This window comes from Chitinophaga sp. W3I9, assembly GCF_050434025.1.
Lineage (GTDB): Bacteria > Bacteroidota > Bacteroidia > Chitinophagales > Chitinophagaceae > Chitinophaga.
On record NZ_JBNPWC010000001.1, the window covers coordinates 733,461 to 750,290 of the forward strand.

A 16,830-nucleotide genomic window follows, 5' to 3' on the forward strand; every position below is an offset into this window, starting at 1 on the left:
CATCTTTATTGGAATATTTCCTGGTATTTATTTTCGATTTCAATAACCTCTTTATCTGTCAAAGCTTCGAACTCTTTTGCTCTCGCTCTTTCAGATAGTTGTCCTCTTCCTTGTTCCAGAAAACGGACAAGCAAAGCAACTGTTTTATCTGGCATCTCAAAGTAGTTGTCCAGATAATCTTTCATAAGATCATACTTTTCGAGATAATCAACTTCTTCAGGAATGGTTTGCTCGATGGTTTGCTGAACGCAACTATATAAAAACTCCACCTGCTTGGTTGCATCAAAATACCGGTAAAAATCAATTGTATCATTCAGTACTTCAACGTTATTATTTTCAGTGGGTTTCCATTCCACCAAATTAAGACGCGGCCTTGAAAAACCCTCTAACACCCGGCGGTACTCATCCAATCGCTCCAAAATGATGGCAGAAACAGGAAAGATTATTCCTTTTGAAATATATTCTTTTCTTAAAAGCACATGATGGATCAGGTACCGGTGAATCCTACCGTTTCCATCCGCGAAGGGATGTATAAATACAAATCCAAAAGCAATCAATGCTGCAGCTAATACGGCATCAAAGGAGCCATCCTTTTCCAATTTTTGGTTGGCAGCGATCCAGCCATCTATTAATGCATCAAGGTCCTGCCATTTGGCTGAAATATGATCTGGAATGGGTGTCCCATGTCGTCTGTCATGTTCACCAATAAACCCTTCGTGATCGCGGAATCCCATCTTGGTGAATCGCGGGTTATCTATTACTATCTGTTGTAACCGGATTAGTTCGTCTTTCGAGATTGGTGTTTGACCTGCCTGACCGATAGCCCGTCCCCAACGCTGTGCCCGGTTCTGCGGTGGTCTTTCTCCTTCAATGGCATAAGATGCTTTTGAATCTTTTAATAACAAAAAAGCCGATGTTCTCGCCATAACATCCGGGTGAATTTTTCCGATGATCCTTTTTATCTGTTGGGATAAATCAAGACTGATATATTGCTCTAATAAAGCAGTCTTTCTGATCATAGGACAAAAATCTTTAACGCCGGGAAGGTTATTTCTTATCCGATGCCTTTTAGAAGTCTCCAGTCTATCACGACAAGCATATTGAATGTCTTCATCAACCAGGTTAATATAATTACCAGCTATCAGATCAGGAATTTCCAGTTGAAAACCCATCAACCACTCGTACAAGAACCATATTTTCCTGCTGTATTGGCCCGTTGGTTCATTGCTGATCACCTTACTAATCTCTTCTGCATCCAGCTTTTCAAATAATTTTTTTAGTAGCCCAAGTTCAATTCCTTCATACTTTAATGCAAAAGTCAGGTGCCCCATGAGAGTATCTTCAGGCATATGTCTGGGTGTAAAAACAATCCATTCTTCCGTTTTGTATTGCTTGTGCTTTTGGCTTATAAGAGCCAGGATATCAGGAAGCGGAGCCTGTAAATTATAGGCCTTTAATATCGCCCCATATCCTACTAAATAACCTTTTTCAGGCGAAGTTCTCTCCTGAAATACCGTTATTAATTGTGAAAAGCTGTTAATTTCCATCTTATTTCATGAAATATAGTTATATCTAATTTATGAAAATTATTTAGAAAACATGAAATGTGATTAAAAATCGACGCTATTTGTGAAAAATAGTTATTTGGTATATCTAATATATTCACAAATTTCTGAGTGAATGGCTCACTCATATGAACAGCCCAACTTGTATTCCGGGTAATCTTTAATATCTCATTCGCTCCCACTCATTCACCGCAAGCTTACCCCACTCAATGATTTTGCAAATTTTCGAACATCCCCTGCAAATAGATCTGGTTGTTCCATTGCCGTAAAGTGTCCTCCCCTGGGCATTTCAGTCCATTGCTGCACATTAAAGAGTCGTTCCGCGAATTCCCTGGGAGCCGGTACAACGTCTTGGGGGAATATAGCCACACCCGTAGGAACTTCCACTTTCTTAATTTCCATATTTTTCTCCTCCTGTTGTATTGAAACGGCCGCCTCATAATAGAGGCGCACTGCTGAAGTTATTGTTTGCGTAGCCCAGTAGATAGTAAGATTCGTAAGTAATTCATCTTTGGTAAAAGTATTTTCAAGCTTGCCATCACAACCACTCCAACTAAAGAACTTTTCTATCAGCCATGCAGCAAGCCCCACAGGCGAATCATTCAATCCATATGCCAGCGATTGCGGCTTCGTAGATTGTATTACGGCGTAACCTCCTTCGGTTTGACTCCATTGCTGACCGGTTTGCACGTATTTCTTTTCAGATGCCGTCAACGCATCCGGGGAGATAGAGAACAGATGACGCCAGGGGATATCGGTAAGATGAATACCTTTAAGAATTTGAGAATTATTAACCGCAATTTGCTCCGCAATGGTGCTACCCCAATCCCCACCATGCACTATAAAGGAGGAATAACCCAACTCCTCTGTCATCAATTTTGCAAACAAGGATGCTATGCGTTTTGGATTCATACCCGGCGATGTCGGAATATCCGAAAAACCATAGCCTGGTATGGACGGAATCACTACATCAAAGGAAAACCCATCATCAGGAGCAACCAACAGCGGAATTACTTTCAGGAACCGCATAAACGAATCTGGGTAACCATGTATCAACAAAAGAGGCACGCTTGTTTTGCCTTTTCCTTTTTCATGGATAAAATGAATCCCTTCGTTGTCGATAGCAGTTTTAAAATGCGAAAACGAATTAAGGAAGGCTTCATTCTTTTTCCAATCGAAGTTATGCAACCAATAATAGCATAACTCTTTCAAATATGTTGTGTTTGTGCCCGTTTTCCAGTTGTCGTTGTTAATGTCATTGGTCCAGCGTGTCATCGCCAGGCGGTGACGTAAATCGTCGAGTAGAGATACGTCGATGTTTATAACATAAGGCTGTTTCATAATTTATGTTTATACTCTCCCAACAAAAATTGTGACACCTTGAATTGGCTGATTCCGATTTATCATATGAATGCCCAAATACAACGTTTCTTCATTGCCCTTCTATGTTAACGGTTATTCCAAGTATTCGTCCTATGGCCTCTTTCACCTCCTCCACCCGTTCATTAAACCGCAACCCTGATTGGGTTACCAACCTTTCAAATATATGGATGCTCCCGTTTTCAACCAGCTGTTGCAGCCGGAATATGTTCTCCCCGCTTATTACTTTTTTATCATACCAGCTCGAGTATAAAACAAGGTAGTGAACCTCAAAAGCAGACTGGTTAAAATAAGACACGATTTGCCCGATGTCAAATGCGCTGTTATCTATTACCAGGCTGAGGCTAAAAAGAAAAGAGGTATCCGATACTGCATGATACTCTATAACCGATTTAATGCGGCTGAGCTGGTCGTCTGACCGGCAGTACGGGTCCGGAGTATTTACGACAATAAATTTCTCCTTCCACAAAGCATCCAGTTTTATGGGTTGTTTGAAGAGATAAAACCGCTTTCGCTGAAACAAGTTTTGTATCGTTCTTGTTTTGCCTGAATGAGGATCACCAACAATGACAAATAATTTTCGTGGGTTAAAATTCATTCTCAAAAAAACACGGAAAACATCAAAAAAATGTTAACCAATTGTGAACGGACTATACTTTTTCTGCCAGCCAGGCAATCAATTGCGCACAGGGGAAAAGTAACAGCTGTGCAAGTACCGTTCCGGCAATACGGGCAATTACCATATAGGCAACAAATCTTCTGAAAGCGCCCTGTGAAAGCTTTCCTAGTACCACATCATCCGTGAGTATAGATAAATGCGGATCAATAAACAATACCATCAGCACCGTGGCCATACCGTTTATAACACCCGATAAATTACTGGCTGTTGTTCTGTACTCAGGATTCAGATATGCAGCATACACACACGATAAAACCGAAATTGTTATTACTGCGCTGGCCAATACATTGTAGATAAAAATACGCCAGGGCATATCCCTGTTAGCAGGCAATTCCAGGAATTGCTCTTTTGTGGGCATCCGCATGCTTTCTTTCATGAACTGCATACCGGCGCCGGATAAGCCAACATAAAATAACCTGGGAATAGATTTATGTACACTAAAATGCACCACTGCCTTAGACAATAACCGCTGAAAAGTTGGGATCAACAGTGCGCCAATTATAGCGCCAATAGTACACGACAGAATAATATACCTGAATATCTCCATATTGGAGGAAAGCCCCTGTTTCAGGTCCCGTTCTACCGTTTTGGCCAGTAACGGCGCCTGCAACGTATTGGCGGTGCGGGATAAAAGAGCAAGGATATTAAATAAAGAAAAGGTAATGGCAATTCTACCGGTTTTTACACCTACCAGTCTTACAGCATAAGACAACGTAGTTATCCCGTTAATAAACATCGTAAGGATAAGCACAATAATAATCTGAGTGGCCATTTTAGTAATCCTTTAAAGGATTACTAAAATAATCATTATTCCGTTCTCAGGCTCTTTACCGGGTTAATAGCCGCTAACCGGTGAGTCATCCACACAATGATCACCCCTACCAGTATTGCCAGGGTTAAGCCCACAATCAGGAAAGGCAATACCCCAATGTTGATCCGGTAGGCATAGTCCATCAGCCAGCCATGTAAGAGATACCACGATAATGGCCAGGCAATGATATTGGACACAACAATGATTCCTGAAAACTCTTTTGTAAAAAGCAGGAGGACGTGTAAGCCCGATGCACCGAGTACTTTTCTTATTCCCATCTCTTTATTCCTCTTTGCAATACTCATAGTAACAATTCCCAGCACCCCCAGCAACACAATCATCAGTGATACTGCAGTGGCAGCCTTTGCAGCCTTCCGCATTTGTGTTTCCGTATCGTATAACTGCGCTATACTATCATCCAAAAATTTGAAATCAAAAGGAGCATCCGGGAAAACCTGCTGCCATTTTCGTTGCAATGCAGTTACTTGTGTCGCCGTATTTCCAGGATTAAAGCGGAACGATAAATACCGGTATATATTTATTCCCCGTACCGGCTGAAAATAAACCGGGCCTATGGCATCATGCAGACTCCCAAAATGAAAATCCCGGGTAACACCACTCACATACAGCACCTGGTTAAAATTATGCAGCCGCAGCGGCTTATTGATGGCTTCTTCCGCACTCCTCCAACCTAATGCCTTTACCGCCGCTTCATTAATAATAATTTTGGTAGAATCTTCCGGGGCGCCATTATAAAAGCTTCCTGCATCCAGTTTGATATCGTAAGTGGCCAGGTAGCGCTCATCTGTAATAAGTGACACCGCCGAAACAGCAGTACTGGAATCATTTTCCGGCCTGTAAATCCTGCTGGCGCCACTGGCTGCCCCGTCGGGGATCACATAGGCAAAGGTGGCATCTTTTATTTCCGGCATTGCCCGGAACTCCTCCCTCATTCGTTCCATATGTGCTACTCCCGCTATGGTCCAGTCGCGCGGCACGGCAACAGTCACCAACTTTTCCTTATTATACCCAAGGTCTGAATTGAAAAAGAAAGCCACCTGCCGGTCTATTACAATCGCAGCAATAAATACCACGATGGCTGTCACAAATTGTACGGTTACAAGCGACCGCCTGAATAATAATTTCTCCTTTACATCCTTTAACTTCCCTTTCAATGCGGTTACAGAAGGTTGCGCAGATAATACAAACGCAGGATAAATACCTGCCAGTAAGCCAGTAAACAGGATTACCAACAATGGTAACACGGCAAACCTGGCAGGAAAAGAAGATAACGCTGGAATATCTTTCCCGATCATCTCTCCAAACCAAGGTCTTACTATAAAATACAAACCCAGCGATACAATAAAAGAAAAAGTAACGACTAACACCGACTCGGTAATAAACTGAAATATTAACTGCAGCCGCTTCCCTCCCATCGCCTTTCGTACACCGATCTCCTTTAATCTTGTTAAAGAATTACCGATAGAAATATTGACAAAATTTATAATCGCCATCAGCAGGATAAACAATGCCACTAATGAAAATACGGTGATCATTTTTCTCGCCAGCCCTTTATTCATAAGGAGGTACCAGTTCTTCAAAGATACCGGCGTTACCTCCAGCGTACGTTGAATTTCTGCGTTCGTATTGATAGCCAATAATGTTTTTATTGGCCCCTGGAGCTGGTCAGCAGTAACACCCGGTTTTAGCATTACATAGCCCACAATATAGGGCGATAACCAGCTGTTAAATCCAAACTCCCTTCCAAAATAACGTATGCTGGCGGGTGAAAGAAATATTTCATTTCCGGGTTTAAAAAAGTTGGTGATGGTATTAAAAGGAAGATCTTTTATTACAGCTGTTACTTCAAAATTATCATTCCTTCCATCGAAGGATTGTATCCTTACTAACTTCCCTACCACATCTGTTTTGCCAAAATACTGCTTTGCTTTCTTCTCCGTAAGCACCACCGCATTTGGCTTATCCATTGCGGTGTGCGGATCACCATAGGCAACCGGAAAATTAAACATCTCAAAAAAAGTTGAATCCCCTGGCTGTACCCCTTCCCTGAAATGCTTATCTCCCACTGAAATAACAACATTGATTCCATCGTGGGCATAAGCTTTTTCCACCAGCGAGGGATAATTATCCTGCAGTGCCTTGGTTAGTGGTCCTAATGTTGTTAACTCTGTTCCTGTTTCCGGATTTGTCCATTTGCTTCTCAGTAGAAAAATGCGGTCACTATTCTTCACAAAGTGGTTTACCTGGTATTCTCCCCAGGTATATGCACCGATCAACAATACAAATGTGATCCCGATAGCTAATCCCCAGATATTCACGATAGCAAAAAAACGGTTCTTCGCCATATTTCTCCAGGCAATCAGAAAGTAGTTCTTTATCATAAACAAATGAATAGTGGTTTCTTCTTCTCGCGAAAAAAATGCCGCACCCCAACGTATTGATGATCAATAACCTTATAAAAGATTTTTGTCCGGTACCGGACAACTTTTGTTCACTTTTGTACGGGCACATCCTGACCGGAATGATACCTGTCTCCCGTAAATTACCATATACATCCTTTCTTTTTATTTGTATTTTGTACGCTTATTCCTCGTTAGTAAATATTAAAACATGAGAACACTGTTTTGCATAAGCTTTCTATTGTTAACCCACTGGGTATCTGCACAAGAAAAAAATATCCGCATTGCTACCCGCAACATTAGCCTGGTGTACAGCATTAACCCGGAAGGCCGGTTAATACAACAATACTTCGGACAACAGTTACAGCCCGATATGGCGGATACCCTTGCAAAAGGGAAACAGGAGGCCTATATAACTGCCGGCATGGAAAGCCTGCTGGACCCGGCTATCCGTATCGTTCACACCGACGGAAATCCTTCCCTGGAGCTAAAATATGATACCTATACATCCGCAAAAACCAGCGATGACATCATTGCAACTACCATTACACTTAAAGATCCCGTATACCCGGTAACCGTTATCCTCCACTTTGAAGCGTACTATAAAGAAGATATTATCAAAGCATGGACGGAAGTAAAGCACAACGAGAAAAAACCGGTACAGCTAACAGCCTACGCCTCTTCCATGCTGCACCTGAAAGCAGATAAATACTGGTTAACGCAATTCCACGGCGATTGGGCAAAGGAAGCTGATATGCAGGAACAATATCTTACCACCGGGATGAAAATCCTCGACAGCAAACTGGGCGTAAGGGCCAATATGCTGCAATCGCCCCTGTTCCTGCTGTCATTAAATCATCCTGCTGAAGAAGAGAATGGAGAAGTATTGGCCGGAACATTAGCCTGGACAGGAAATTTTAAGTTTGGATTTGAGGTAGATGAACATAACTCACTCCACATTAATTCCGGTATTAATCCTTACGCCAGCGACTATACGCTAAAACCAAACGAAGTTTTCACCACGCCGGCATTCATCTTCACCCTGTCGGCCAAAGGCACAGGACAAGCCAGCAGAAACTTTCATCACTGGGCACTCAACTACGGCATCCTTGATGGACATTCCCCACGTTTAACCCTGCTCAATAACTGGGAAGCAACCGGCATGGACTTCAACGAACAACGGCTAACCGGTCTTTTCAGCGGGGCCAAAAAACTGGGGGTAGATCTGTTCCTACTCGACGACGGCTGGTTTGCCAATAAATTTCCACGCAATGCAGACAACGCAGGCCTGGGCGACTGGGAACACAACACCACCAAACTTCCGCATGGATTGGGCTACCTCGTACAGGAAGCAGAAAAACAAAACATAAAGTTCGGTATATGGCTGGAACCGGAAATGGTAAATCCAAAAAGTGAGTTGTATACAAAGCATCCCGACTGGATACTTCGCCTGCCAAACCGCGCTGAAAACTATTACCGCAACCAGATGGTGCTGGATCTTACCAACCCTGCAGTACAGGATTTCGTGTATGGTGTGGTAGATAAAACCATGTCGGAAAACCCGGGCATCGCTTATATCAAATGGGATTGTAACCGGATGCTAACCAATACCTATTCTCCTTACCTGAAAGAAAAGCAGTCGCACCTTTTTATCGATTATACCCGTAGCTTATACAAAGTGCTCGACAGGGTAAGAGCGAAATATCCTCACCTGCCAATCATGCTTTGCTCCGGTGGCGGCGGTCGCACAGATTATGGCGCCATGAAATACTTCACCGAATTCTGGCCCAGTGACAATACCGACGGACTGGAAAGAATTTATATCCAGTACGGATACTCACACTTCTTCCCGGCCAATACAATGGCCGCACATATCACCAACTGGGGCAACCAATCCCTGAAATTCCGTACCGATGTAGCCATGATGGGCAAACTGGGATACGATATCAAAGTGGACGATTTTACAGAGAAAGAATTACAGTTCAGTCGTGATGCAGTAACTACGTATAAGCGTATCAGTGATATTGTGTGGTATGGCAATCTTTACCGGCTTATTTCTCCCTATAAGGAAAACAGGGCGGTATTCCAGTATACCAGCGATGATCAGCAAAAAAGTATTGTTTTCAGCTACCTGATGAACATTGCAAAAAACGACGTATTTACACTCGTTAAACTGCAAGGACTGGATCCTCAGAAACGTTACCGCATCAACGAAATAAACCTGTTCCCGGGAACACATTCTTCCTATCATTTTGATAGGCTCTATAGCGGCGATTTCCTGATGAAAGAAGGCATTCAGCTGGTACCAGGCAATGGCAGATCACTAAGCAGCAACATCCTTGAAATAACAGCCGAATAAAGTACCGTATATTTAAATGCCCTGTTTCCAGTAACGATGGAAACAGGGCATTTTCTTTTGAAAGAAAATGAATCGCAGGTGATTTATTATCTTCAATACTTCAAACTACAGGGATATGCTTCCTTTCGCCAATATGCCTTATGGTAATGCTCCTGGATACTGCTTTCCGCTAACGGAGATCTGTATGTATATCCTTTTGCTTATTTGCGGCTGGCACGCCCTGAAAAAAGGAACCGCACATATGGCGTGGTTACTGGGGGCACTGTGTTTCGGGTTGTTGCTGGAATATGTAAATGTAGCCACCAGCAGCGGCTATGTGTACGGGCAATTCTGGCTCATGTTGGGCAAGGCGCCGCATAACATTCCGTTTTGTATTGGCTGTGGTTGGGCGGTCATTATTTATTCGTCGCGTTTATTTACAGATAACTTTGGGTTGCCGTTATGGGCGGCAGCTGCGCTGGACAGCTTGCTGGCATTGAACATCGATGCAAGTATGGATGTGGTAGCCTATCGCCTGCATATGTGGCACTGGGATTGGGTGGGCAGGGGCTATCCTTCGGAAACGCTTACCGGTCAATGGTTCGGCGTGCCATACGCTAATTTCTATGGCTGGTTGCTGGTGGTATTTTTCTATTCCCTCTTTGGCCGGCTGCTGGAAAAAGTAGCCGTCACCCGGGTATGGAAGGCATTGCTGCCTTTACTTTCCATTCTCCTTTCACAGGCTGCCCTGTGGATATCCTTATTTCCATTGGCCGATTTACTGAAACAAGCATTTGGCATCAGCAGTATGCATCGGCTCATTGCTTTGATAATACTACTGTCGTTAATGGTAGCAACGGGTTTTGCCAGGAGAAATAGCACCAGTGGCCATTACTTTCCGCTGGCCGCATGGATTGTTCCTTTATGGTTCCACGTGTATTTCCTGGCCTGGTTATTCCTGGGAGGGTTCTCCCGCGAAAATAGCTGGATGACGGCTTTCTCGCTGTTAAATGCAACGATTGGTATATTGATACACGTACCCATGTTGATAAAAAAGCAGCCTGTAACTATTTTAACGGAAACATGTTAATATTAATACTTAAATAATTTTTACTGGTGAAAACACTGATCGGTTATCTAACAGGTGCAGAATGGCATATTTACATCAAAATAGGCAGTATCGTCTTACTGATCCTTATTTTCATCGGATTGATTGCTACCATTCTGCTTGAAAACCGCAACCCGGTAAAGGCTATCGGTTACATCCTGGTGCTGGTGTTTATTCCCGTTGTTGGTTTAATTGTTTACTACTACCTGGGACGTGATCTGCGCAAACGAAGGAGGTTTACGCTGAAAGGCAGTAAAGATGAAGTACTATTTTCCAGGTACTGGGAGTCGCAAAAACCACTGATAGAACAAATGCAGGTAGAACTCCGGCGGCTGGCAGGAAACAAACAGGAGATTTCAGCCATGCTGCTTAATACGCGGCAGTCTATCCTCAGCAAAAATAACAGGGTACAACTACTGATCAACGGAGAAGAAAAGTTCCCGGTGGTTTTCAGCGCACTGCGTGCTGCGAAACATCATATCCATATAGAGTACTACATGATTGCAGATGATGATGTGGGAAATGAAGTAACCAACATCCTGATCGAAAAATTAAACCAGGGTGTACAGGTACGTTTTCTGTACGATGATATGGGCAGCGACCGGATCGGGGATATTCCCGAACGGTTAAAAGCACATGGCGCCAGTGTATACCCTTTTTCTCCTGTGCTTGTAGATTTTTATCTGAACGCCAATTACAGAAATCACCGGAAAATTATCGTGGTAGATGGTAAGGTCGGCTTTGTGGGCGGCATCAATCTCGATGAACGGTACATCAACAATGGCAAGCATCCTACTTTCTGGCGGGATACCCATCTGAAAATTGAAGGCGATGCGGTAAACATACTGCAGCTGCAGTTTCTGATGAGTTACCGTTATTGCAGTAAAGAAGTATTTCCTTTTGCAGAACCGTTCTTTGGCCGGTCAGATTTAACGGGTACCTGCTTTGTAGATATCGTTGCCAGCGGGCCCGATTCAGAATGGCCTGTTGCCATGCAGAGTATTCTTATGGCTATTAATATTGCCAAGAGAAGAATCAGGATCTCTAATCCCTATTTTATTCCTACTGAAGAGCTGCTCACCGCGCTGCAAATGGCGGCGCTGGCGGGGAAAGATGTACAGCTGATGCTGCCGTTAAAAGGCGATTCCTACATTGTACAACATGCCGCCCTCTCCTATCTGAAACCTTTGCTGGCGGCAGGTATCAAAATATATTTTTACACGCGTGGTTTTATTCACGCGAAAACGATGGTGATAGATGATAATCTTGCCTGGGTAAGTTCCGTTAATTTTGACAACCGCAGCTTTTATCTGAATTGTGAAATAGGTGCTTTGATCTATGATACAGAGGTGGCTACCCGGCTGAATAAGGTGTTTGAAGAAGACCTTTTATATTCAGTTCCCGTTCAGGAAACCCGCTGGAACAGGCGCAATATTCTAAAGCGGTTTATGGACGCTGTTTGTCGCCTCCTTACACCGCTATTATAAGCCCTAATCCTTGTCTTCATCCAGGTCGAGGAACTCACCGTTATCTTCTTCCAGATCTTCGTGTCTGTCGCCTCCTATGCTGTAAATATTGTTTTCCTCATCCTCCTCTCCGATAGCTTCTGCTTCATCGTCGAGTTCAGCACCGGGAATATCAAGGTCATCTCCCACTTTATCCTGGCGCCAGGTTTCTTCCTGTTCATTATTTTCCCTGGACTTCTTTTTATCAGGCGATAATTCACTGTTTCTACGGAAAGAGCCGGTTACCTCGTTAATATCCAGGTCTACTTCTTTATCCCGGTTCTTTTTATTCATGATATCTTCGCTGGCAGGATATTCGGGGTATCCGGGAAACTGATCATCTTCATTTTTAGGTAGTTGTTGATCTTCCTTTCCGGTTTTATTCTTTTTGTTGCTCATAATCAAATCTTTTATTGAGTAGGAAAGCAGAAAATGCCATGCCACATAAAGCAGCAGGCATTGTATCAGGATGATAACAACGCAGCAGAATGATTGTTTACAGGATGGATCAGCGTTTTTTTCCTACCAGGTTTAACTGTACTGATAAGCCGGCAGAGTACAGTTTCACCTGTCCCAATCCGACCCCATGCAGGGGAATTTTTGCATATGGCTGTAGCCCAACAATTAACCTTCTTCCGGCAGGGTGCTGGTAAAGGGCGCCAACATTCAGTATGGCAAGATAATGCTGGTTTTCATTATCTACCGTTCTTTCCTTTTCGGGAGAATACTTGTATACATATTCATACTTTTCTTTCAGCATAAAATAGTTAGAGATACCGAGCGTAGCACTCACTGTATTATTTTTTACCTGCAAGAAAGTATAATTTATATTCACAGGTATATCGAGCACATCACAATTCGCATTTACCTTAACAAGAGGATCCCATGAACTGTTGTAAGGACTTTTATAATCACTGCTGGTAGCGCCATATAGCTTCTTACTGTATACAACTCCGCTTGTAACAAACCAGTGCTGGTTAAAATAATAATGCGCCAGTACACCGGCGTTAAAGCCGACGTTTCCATATTTAAAAGAGGGCGCAACGTTCAGATCTGGTCCGAAAGTTACTCCTATATACAATCCTTTTGAGTTGATCTTCCGACGTACGGGTTTTTTATCCTGATCCGGCTGTAACTTAGTATCTACGGGTATTTCAACAGGTCTTCCTATTTTCGTATATACGTTAAAGTTATTACTGTTCTTTGTTTTCAGCAGATCAAAAGCGGCGTGATTAATTGTTGGGGGTACACCTTTATCATTTCCTGTTTCTTTTCCTGCATCAGCAGTAATATCTGGTGTAGTTGTTTTTTCCGGTATATCCTGACCTGTTGTTTTATTTGCCTTCGGCAGATAGGTGTTTGTCTGCGAAAAGGTTTGCTGACGGCCGGTGTTTACGGCTGTTGTATTTGTTTTTGGCAGATGGATTCCTGACGGGGAAATTGTTTGCTGTTGGGCGGAATTTTCTGTCGTAGTATTTGTTTTTGGTAGCTGTTTACCTGATGATAAGTCGCTGTTTTGCTGCGTTTTTGTTGCTGTTGACGTAATTGTTCTTGTTCCGGGCAGTTGTACTGCACTGCTATCCGGCGTGGCAATACGCTGTCCGTTTGTTGTGATGGTATGCGCTTGTTGATCTTGTGTGGAATCTACTGTTGCACGTGAAACTGCTTTATCCGTTGCTGATGGTTGCATGATCCACCAGCATAAACCACCCAGCACAGGCAATAACAACAGCCACCACCAGCCTGCTGGTCGTTTCTTATTATTTCCTGCATCAAGCTTCGATTCCATTTTTTTCCAGGCATCCTGGTCAAAAGGAATATCAGCTTCATTCAGCTTATTACGGATACTATTTTCAAACGCGTCATTCATTTTTGTATAAGGGCATATTTATGTCTATTCCATCAGCAGTGCTCATGGATGCTTTAATAATTCTTTCTTTCAGTATTTTCTTTGCTTTAAATAGATTCGATTTGGAAGTTCCTTCTGAGATTCGCAACATACCTGCTATTTCCTGGTGCTGGAAGCCTTCCATTATATACAGGTTGAAAACAGTTCTGTAAGCCGGAGGCAAAGCCTGTACATGTTTCAGCAATTCATCATAGGATAGTTTGTCAATAATTTTTTCATCCGTTCCTGGTTCCGGTACCTGGTTAATATCATCAGTAAAAACCAGTTTCTTTTTACCTCTTAAAAAATCGATGGCGGTATTCACCATAATTCTGGCCAGCCATGTTTTAAAAGGCCGGGAGGTATCGAATGTTTCAATGTGTTGGAATATTTTAAGAAATCCGTCGTTCATAATTTCAACTGCCTCATCTCTGTTCTGTGCATATCGCAAACAAATGCTGAGTCCATACCCGAAAAAGTTCCGGTATAACGCTTCCTGACTGCTGCGTTCTTTTCTGCAGCAACCGGCAATCACTTCATTAATATTATTCAGCTCATGCACAAAAATATTCTTACCTGCTTTTGGTATTAGGTGCTATTATTTTTTTGTCAGGGAATAATTGTTTAAATAAACTCCAGGCTGAAGATAGATACGGTGGAAAATCAAAAAAGGTTGCTTTTTCCGGAAAAATAAAGTTCTGGTTCAAAAACATGCATTTTTAGCCGTTTTTATCCCTTTTACCCCTTTTCTAACACTTATATCCATCAAAGAAGAGATCATTAAAATTTACCGCGTTTCTGAAGGTCGATTTTCGGGCATTTTTGCTCATTTTTTGTCTGTGCCCGGTGATAAACCAAAAAAAAACGGGCAGATTGTAAGAACAACACTACCCGCTATAAAAGCTTTATATTTTTATCGTCCCATATAAACCATCAGGATTTGTACATCACTTGGATTAACTCCACTAATGCGACTTGCCTGGCCAAGGGTATGCGGACGAATTTTATTAAATTTCTGTCTTGCTTCGTTCGACAATGAAACCAGTTTTGCATAATCGAAATTGGAAGGTATCACGAGATCTTCCAGTTGGCTCATTTTCTGCACCAGTTCATTTTCCTTTTCAATGTATACATCATACTTGATCTGGATTTCTGCCTGTTCCAAAATATCCTTACTAAATCCGGCGAGTGCCTGTCCTATTTTTTCCACCTGGTCTTTCATGGCAAAAATATCGAGTCCCGGACGTAATAAAATCTGGTGCGCTTTCTGTTTTTGGGTTAACGGAGCAGATGATTTCTCTGCAAGTAGTCCGCTGATTTCGTCCGGCTCTATGGACAATTCTTTCAGGATGCGCTTAATTTGTTCTACGCCTTGTCTTTTTTCCTGCACCTTCTGCATTCTTTCTTCAGAGGCCAGCCCCATTTTATAGCTCCTTTCTGTCAGGCGCAGGTCGGCATTGTCCTGGCGTAACAGGGTGCGGAATTCTGCCCTGGAGGTAAACATACGGTAAGGTTCTTCGGTGCCTTTATTAATCAGATCATCGATCAGCACTCCAATATATGCTTCACTTCTTTTCAACACAAAAGGTGCTTCTTCCCGGGCCTTCAGGTGGGCATTTATGCCCGCCATGATACCCTGGCATGCAGCTTCCTCATATCCGGTAGTGCCGTTAATCTGCCCGGCAAAGAAGAGGTTTTGAACATGCTTGGTTTCCAGGGAGAACTGAAGCTGGGTTGGTGGAAAGAAATCGTATTCAATGGCATATCCCGGCCGGAACATCCGGCAGTTTTCAAATCCTGGTACCAGGCGAAGCGCTTTCATTTGCACATCTTCCGGCAAAGAGGTAGAGAATCCGTTTACATAAATCTCCACGGTGTCCCAGCCTTCTGGTTCCACAAATAACTGGTGGCGTTCTCTTTCTGCGAAGCGGTTTATTTTATCTTCAATGCTGGGGCAATAACGGGGACCTGTTCCCTGGATACGTCCCTGGAACATGGGCGACCTGTCAAAACCAGTACGGAGCATTTCATGTACGGCATCGCTGGTATAGGTAATCCAGCAACTTCTTTGTTGTGCAGGTTTAATTCTTTCGACATCCAAATAGGAGAATCCAACAATCTCTTCATCCCCTTTCTGTTCTTCCATTTTTGAATAATCGAGGCTCCTTCCATCAATACGTGGAGGTGTACCTGTTTTCAAACGGTCGCTTTCAAAACCCAGGGAAACCAGTTGTTCTGTAATGCCCGTAGCCGCTTTTTCTGCTACCCTGCCACCGCCAAATTGTTTATCCCCGATATGGATTACACCGTTGAGGAAAGTCCCGTTGGTGAGCACCACCGCCTTCGCCTGGATCTCATGGCCTAGTCCGGTAACAACGCCGTGGCATCTTCCATCCTTCACTAAAAGGCCTTTTACCATATCCTGGTAGAAGTCCACATTCGGTGTTTTTTCCAGTGCTTCCCTCCATTTTGCAGCGAAAAGCATGCGGTCATTTTGCGTACGGGGGCTCCACATAGCGGGGCCTTTCGACCGGTTGAGCATACGGAACTGGATCATAGACTGATCCGTTACTATCCCGGAATATCCTCCAAGCGCATCTATCTCTCTTACAATTTGTCCTTTGGCAATGCCCCCCATAGCGGGGTTACAGCTCATTTGAGCAATGGTTTGCATATTCATGGTTACCAACAAAACCTTGGACCCCATATTGGCAGCAGCGGCAGCGGCTTCACAACCTGCGTGTCCTGCGCCTACAACAATTATATCGTATGATGGAAACATAATAACTTTAGAAAGTGCAAAATTACGTAGAAGAAAGGAGAATGTGGTTGCCAATGTGAATGTTCCACGTGGAACATTCCGTAGAGGATTCAATAGCTCATTCTTAGCATCTTCTTTTATCCTGTTAATGTTTCACGTGGAACATAATTAGCCGGCAAGAGATGTAAGTTCTCCATTAGAAAAGGATGCTATCCTGATTCAAAACCTTTTCATTAGTTATGAATCACCTATTAGAAGATCCGGTAAACATCAGAAGTATGATGACGAATACGCTCTTTTTTTCATCGATTTTAATTATCTCTTAGTCTTTCCCTTTAGACACTTATTCAAATCCTCTCTCCTCGCATAATAATA

Annotated in this window: 12 protein-coding genes; 3 read left to right on the top strand and 9 right to left on the bottom strand. The window is 43.0% G+C overall.

Going from position 1 to position 16,830, the window contains the following annotated elements; translation table 11 throughout:
- Positions 1-5 precede the first annotated feature (5 nt).
- The 5 genes from QFZ51_RS03285 to QFZ51_RS03305 form a co-directional block, all read right to left on the bottom strand.
- Positions 6-1,547 (bottom strand): Fic family protein, encoded by a 1,542-nt coding sequence (locus QFZ51_RS03285; protein WP_429043098.1) that lies wholly within the window; start codon positions 1,545-1,547, stop codon positions 6-8.
- Between the two features lie 204 nt (positions 1,548-1,751).
- On the bottom strand, positions 1,752-2,906 hold the full coding sequence (locus QFZ51_RS03290; RefSeq protein WP_429043101.1) for an epoxide hydrolase family protein: 1,155 nt from the start codon (positions 2,904-2,906) through the stop codon (positions 1,752-1,754).
- Positions 2,907-2,997: 91 nt separating this feature from the next.
- Positions 2,998-3,414 carry a hypothetical protein gene (locus tag QFZ51_RS03295; protein WP_429043104.1) on the bottom strand — a complete coding sequence of 139 codons (417 nt, stop codon included), beginning with the start codon at positions 3,412-3,414 and terminating at the stop codon, positions 2,998-3,000.
- A 181-nt stretch (positions 3,415-3,595) separates the two neighbouring features.
- Positions 3,596-4,396 carry a lipid II flippase Amj family protein gene (locus QFZ51_RS03300; RefSeq protein WP_429043106.1) on the bottom strand — a complete coding sequence of 267 codons (801 nt, stop codon included), beginning with the start codon at positions 4,394-4,396 and terminating at the stop codon, positions 3,596-3,598.
- 35 nt (positions 4,397-4,431) lie between these two features.
- A complete protein-coding gene (locus tag QFZ51_RS03305; RefSeq protein WP_429043109.1) occupies positions 4,432-6,837 on the bottom strand; it encodes an ABC transporter permease in 2,406 nt (801 codons plus the stop codon).
- Between the two features lie 229 nt (positions 6,838-7,066).
- Between QFZ51_RS03305 and QFZ51_RS03310 the strand changes: the two genes are divergently transcribed.
- The 3 genes from QFZ51_RS03310 (at position 7,067) to cls (ending at position 11,788) form a co-directional block, all read left to right on the top strand.
- A complete protein-coding gene (locus tag QFZ51_RS03310; protein ID WP_429043112.1) occupies positions 7,067-9,214 on the top strand; it encodes an alpha-galactosidase in 2,148 nt (715 codons plus the stop codon).
- Positions 9,215-9,398: 184 nt separating this feature from the next.
- Entirely contained in the window at positions 9,399-10,283 is an 885-nt protein-coding gene (locus tag QFZ51_RS03315) for a carotenoid biosynthesis protein (protein WP_429043115.1), read from the top strand.
- A gap of 26 nt (positions 10,284-10,309) precedes the next feature.
- Positions 10,310-11,788: a cardiolipin synthase gene (cls, locus tag QFZ51_RS03320; RefSeq protein WP_429043117.1), complete on the top strand. Its 1,479-nt coding sequence runs from the start codon at positions 10,310-10,312 to the stop codon at positions 11,786-11,788.
- Between the two features lie 3 nt (positions 11,789-11,791).
- Here the strand turns inward: cls and QFZ51_RS03325 are convergent, their stop codons facing one another.
- The 4 genes from QFZ51_RS03325 to mnmG all read right to left on the bottom strand — a co-directional run bounded on the left by QFZ51_RS03325 (position 11,792) and on the right by mnmG (position 16,476).
- Positions 11,792-12,205, bottom strand: coding sequence for a hypothetical protein (locus QFZ51_RS03325; protein WP_429043120.1), 414 nt, complete (start codon positions 12,203-12,205; stop codon positions 11,792-11,794).
- Between the two features lie 109 nt (positions 12,206-12,314).
- Positions 12,315-13,676 carry an outer membrane beta-barrel protein gene (locus QFZ51_RS03330; protein ID WP_429043123.1) on the bottom strand — a complete coding sequence of 454 codons (1,362 nt, stop codon included), beginning with the start codon at positions 13,674-13,676 and terminating at the stop codon, positions 12,315-12,317.
- A complete protein-coding gene (locus QFZ51_RS03335; protein WP_370908866.1) occupies positions 13,669-14,256 on the bottom strand; it encodes an RNA polymerase sigma factor in 588 nt (195 codons plus the stop codon). Before QFZ51_RS03335 ends, QFZ51_RS03330 begins: the two co-directional genes overlap by 8 nt.
- Positions 14,257-14,607: 351 nt before the next feature.
- Positions 14,608-16,476 carry a tRNA uridine-5-carboxymethylaminomethyl(34) synthesis enzyme MnmG gene (gene mnmG / locus QFZ51_RS03340; RefSeq protein WP_370908867.1) on the bottom strand — a complete coding sequence of 623 codons (1,869 nt, stop codon included), beginning with the start codon at positions 16,474-16,476 and terminating at the stop codon, positions 14,608-14,610.
- Positions 16,477-16,830: the final 354 nt, after the last annotated feature.

What these genes read in the sequence shown, in the direction of transcription:
- QFZ51_RS03305 (WP_429043109.1), bottom strand. Translation starts at nt 6,837, where the DNA reads ATGATAAAGAACTACTTTCTGATTGCCTGGAGAAATATGGCGAAGAAC.
- QFZ51_RS03325 (WP_429043120.1), bottom strand. Translation starts at nt 12,205, where the DNA reads ATGAGCAACAAAAAGAATAAAACCGGAAAGGAAGATCAACAACTACCT.
- QFZ51_RS03300 (WP_429043106.1), bottom strand. Translation starts at nt 4,396, where the DNA reads ATGGCCACTCAGATTATTATTGTGCTTATCCTTACGATGTTTATTAAC.
- QFZ51_RS03290 (WP_429043101.1), bottom strand. Translation starts at nt 2,906, where the DNA reads ATGAAACAGCCTTATGTTATAAACATCGACGTATCTCTACTCGACGAT.
- QFZ51_RS03330 (WP_429043123.1), bottom strand. Translation starts at nt 13,676, where the DNA reads ATGAATGACGCGTTTGAAAATAGTATCCGTAATAAGCTGAATGAAGCT.
- QFZ51_RS03310 (WP_429043112.1), top strand. Translation starts at nt 7,067, where the DNA reads ATGAGAACACTGTTTTGCATAAGCTTTCTATTGTTAACCCACTGGGTA.
- QFZ51_RS03315 (WP_429043115.1), top strand. Translation starts at nt 9,399, where the DNA reads ATGTATATCCTTTTGCTTATTTGCGGCTGGCACGCCCTGAAAAAAGGA.
- QFZ51_RS03285 (WP_429043098.1), bottom strand. Translation starts at nt 1,547, where the DNA reads ATGGAAATTAACAGCTTTTCACAATTAATAACGGTATTTCAGGAGAGA.
- mnmG (WP_370908867.1), bottom strand. Translation starts at nt 16,476, where the DNA reads ATGTTTCCATCATACGATATAATTGTTGTAGGCGCAGGACACGCAGGT.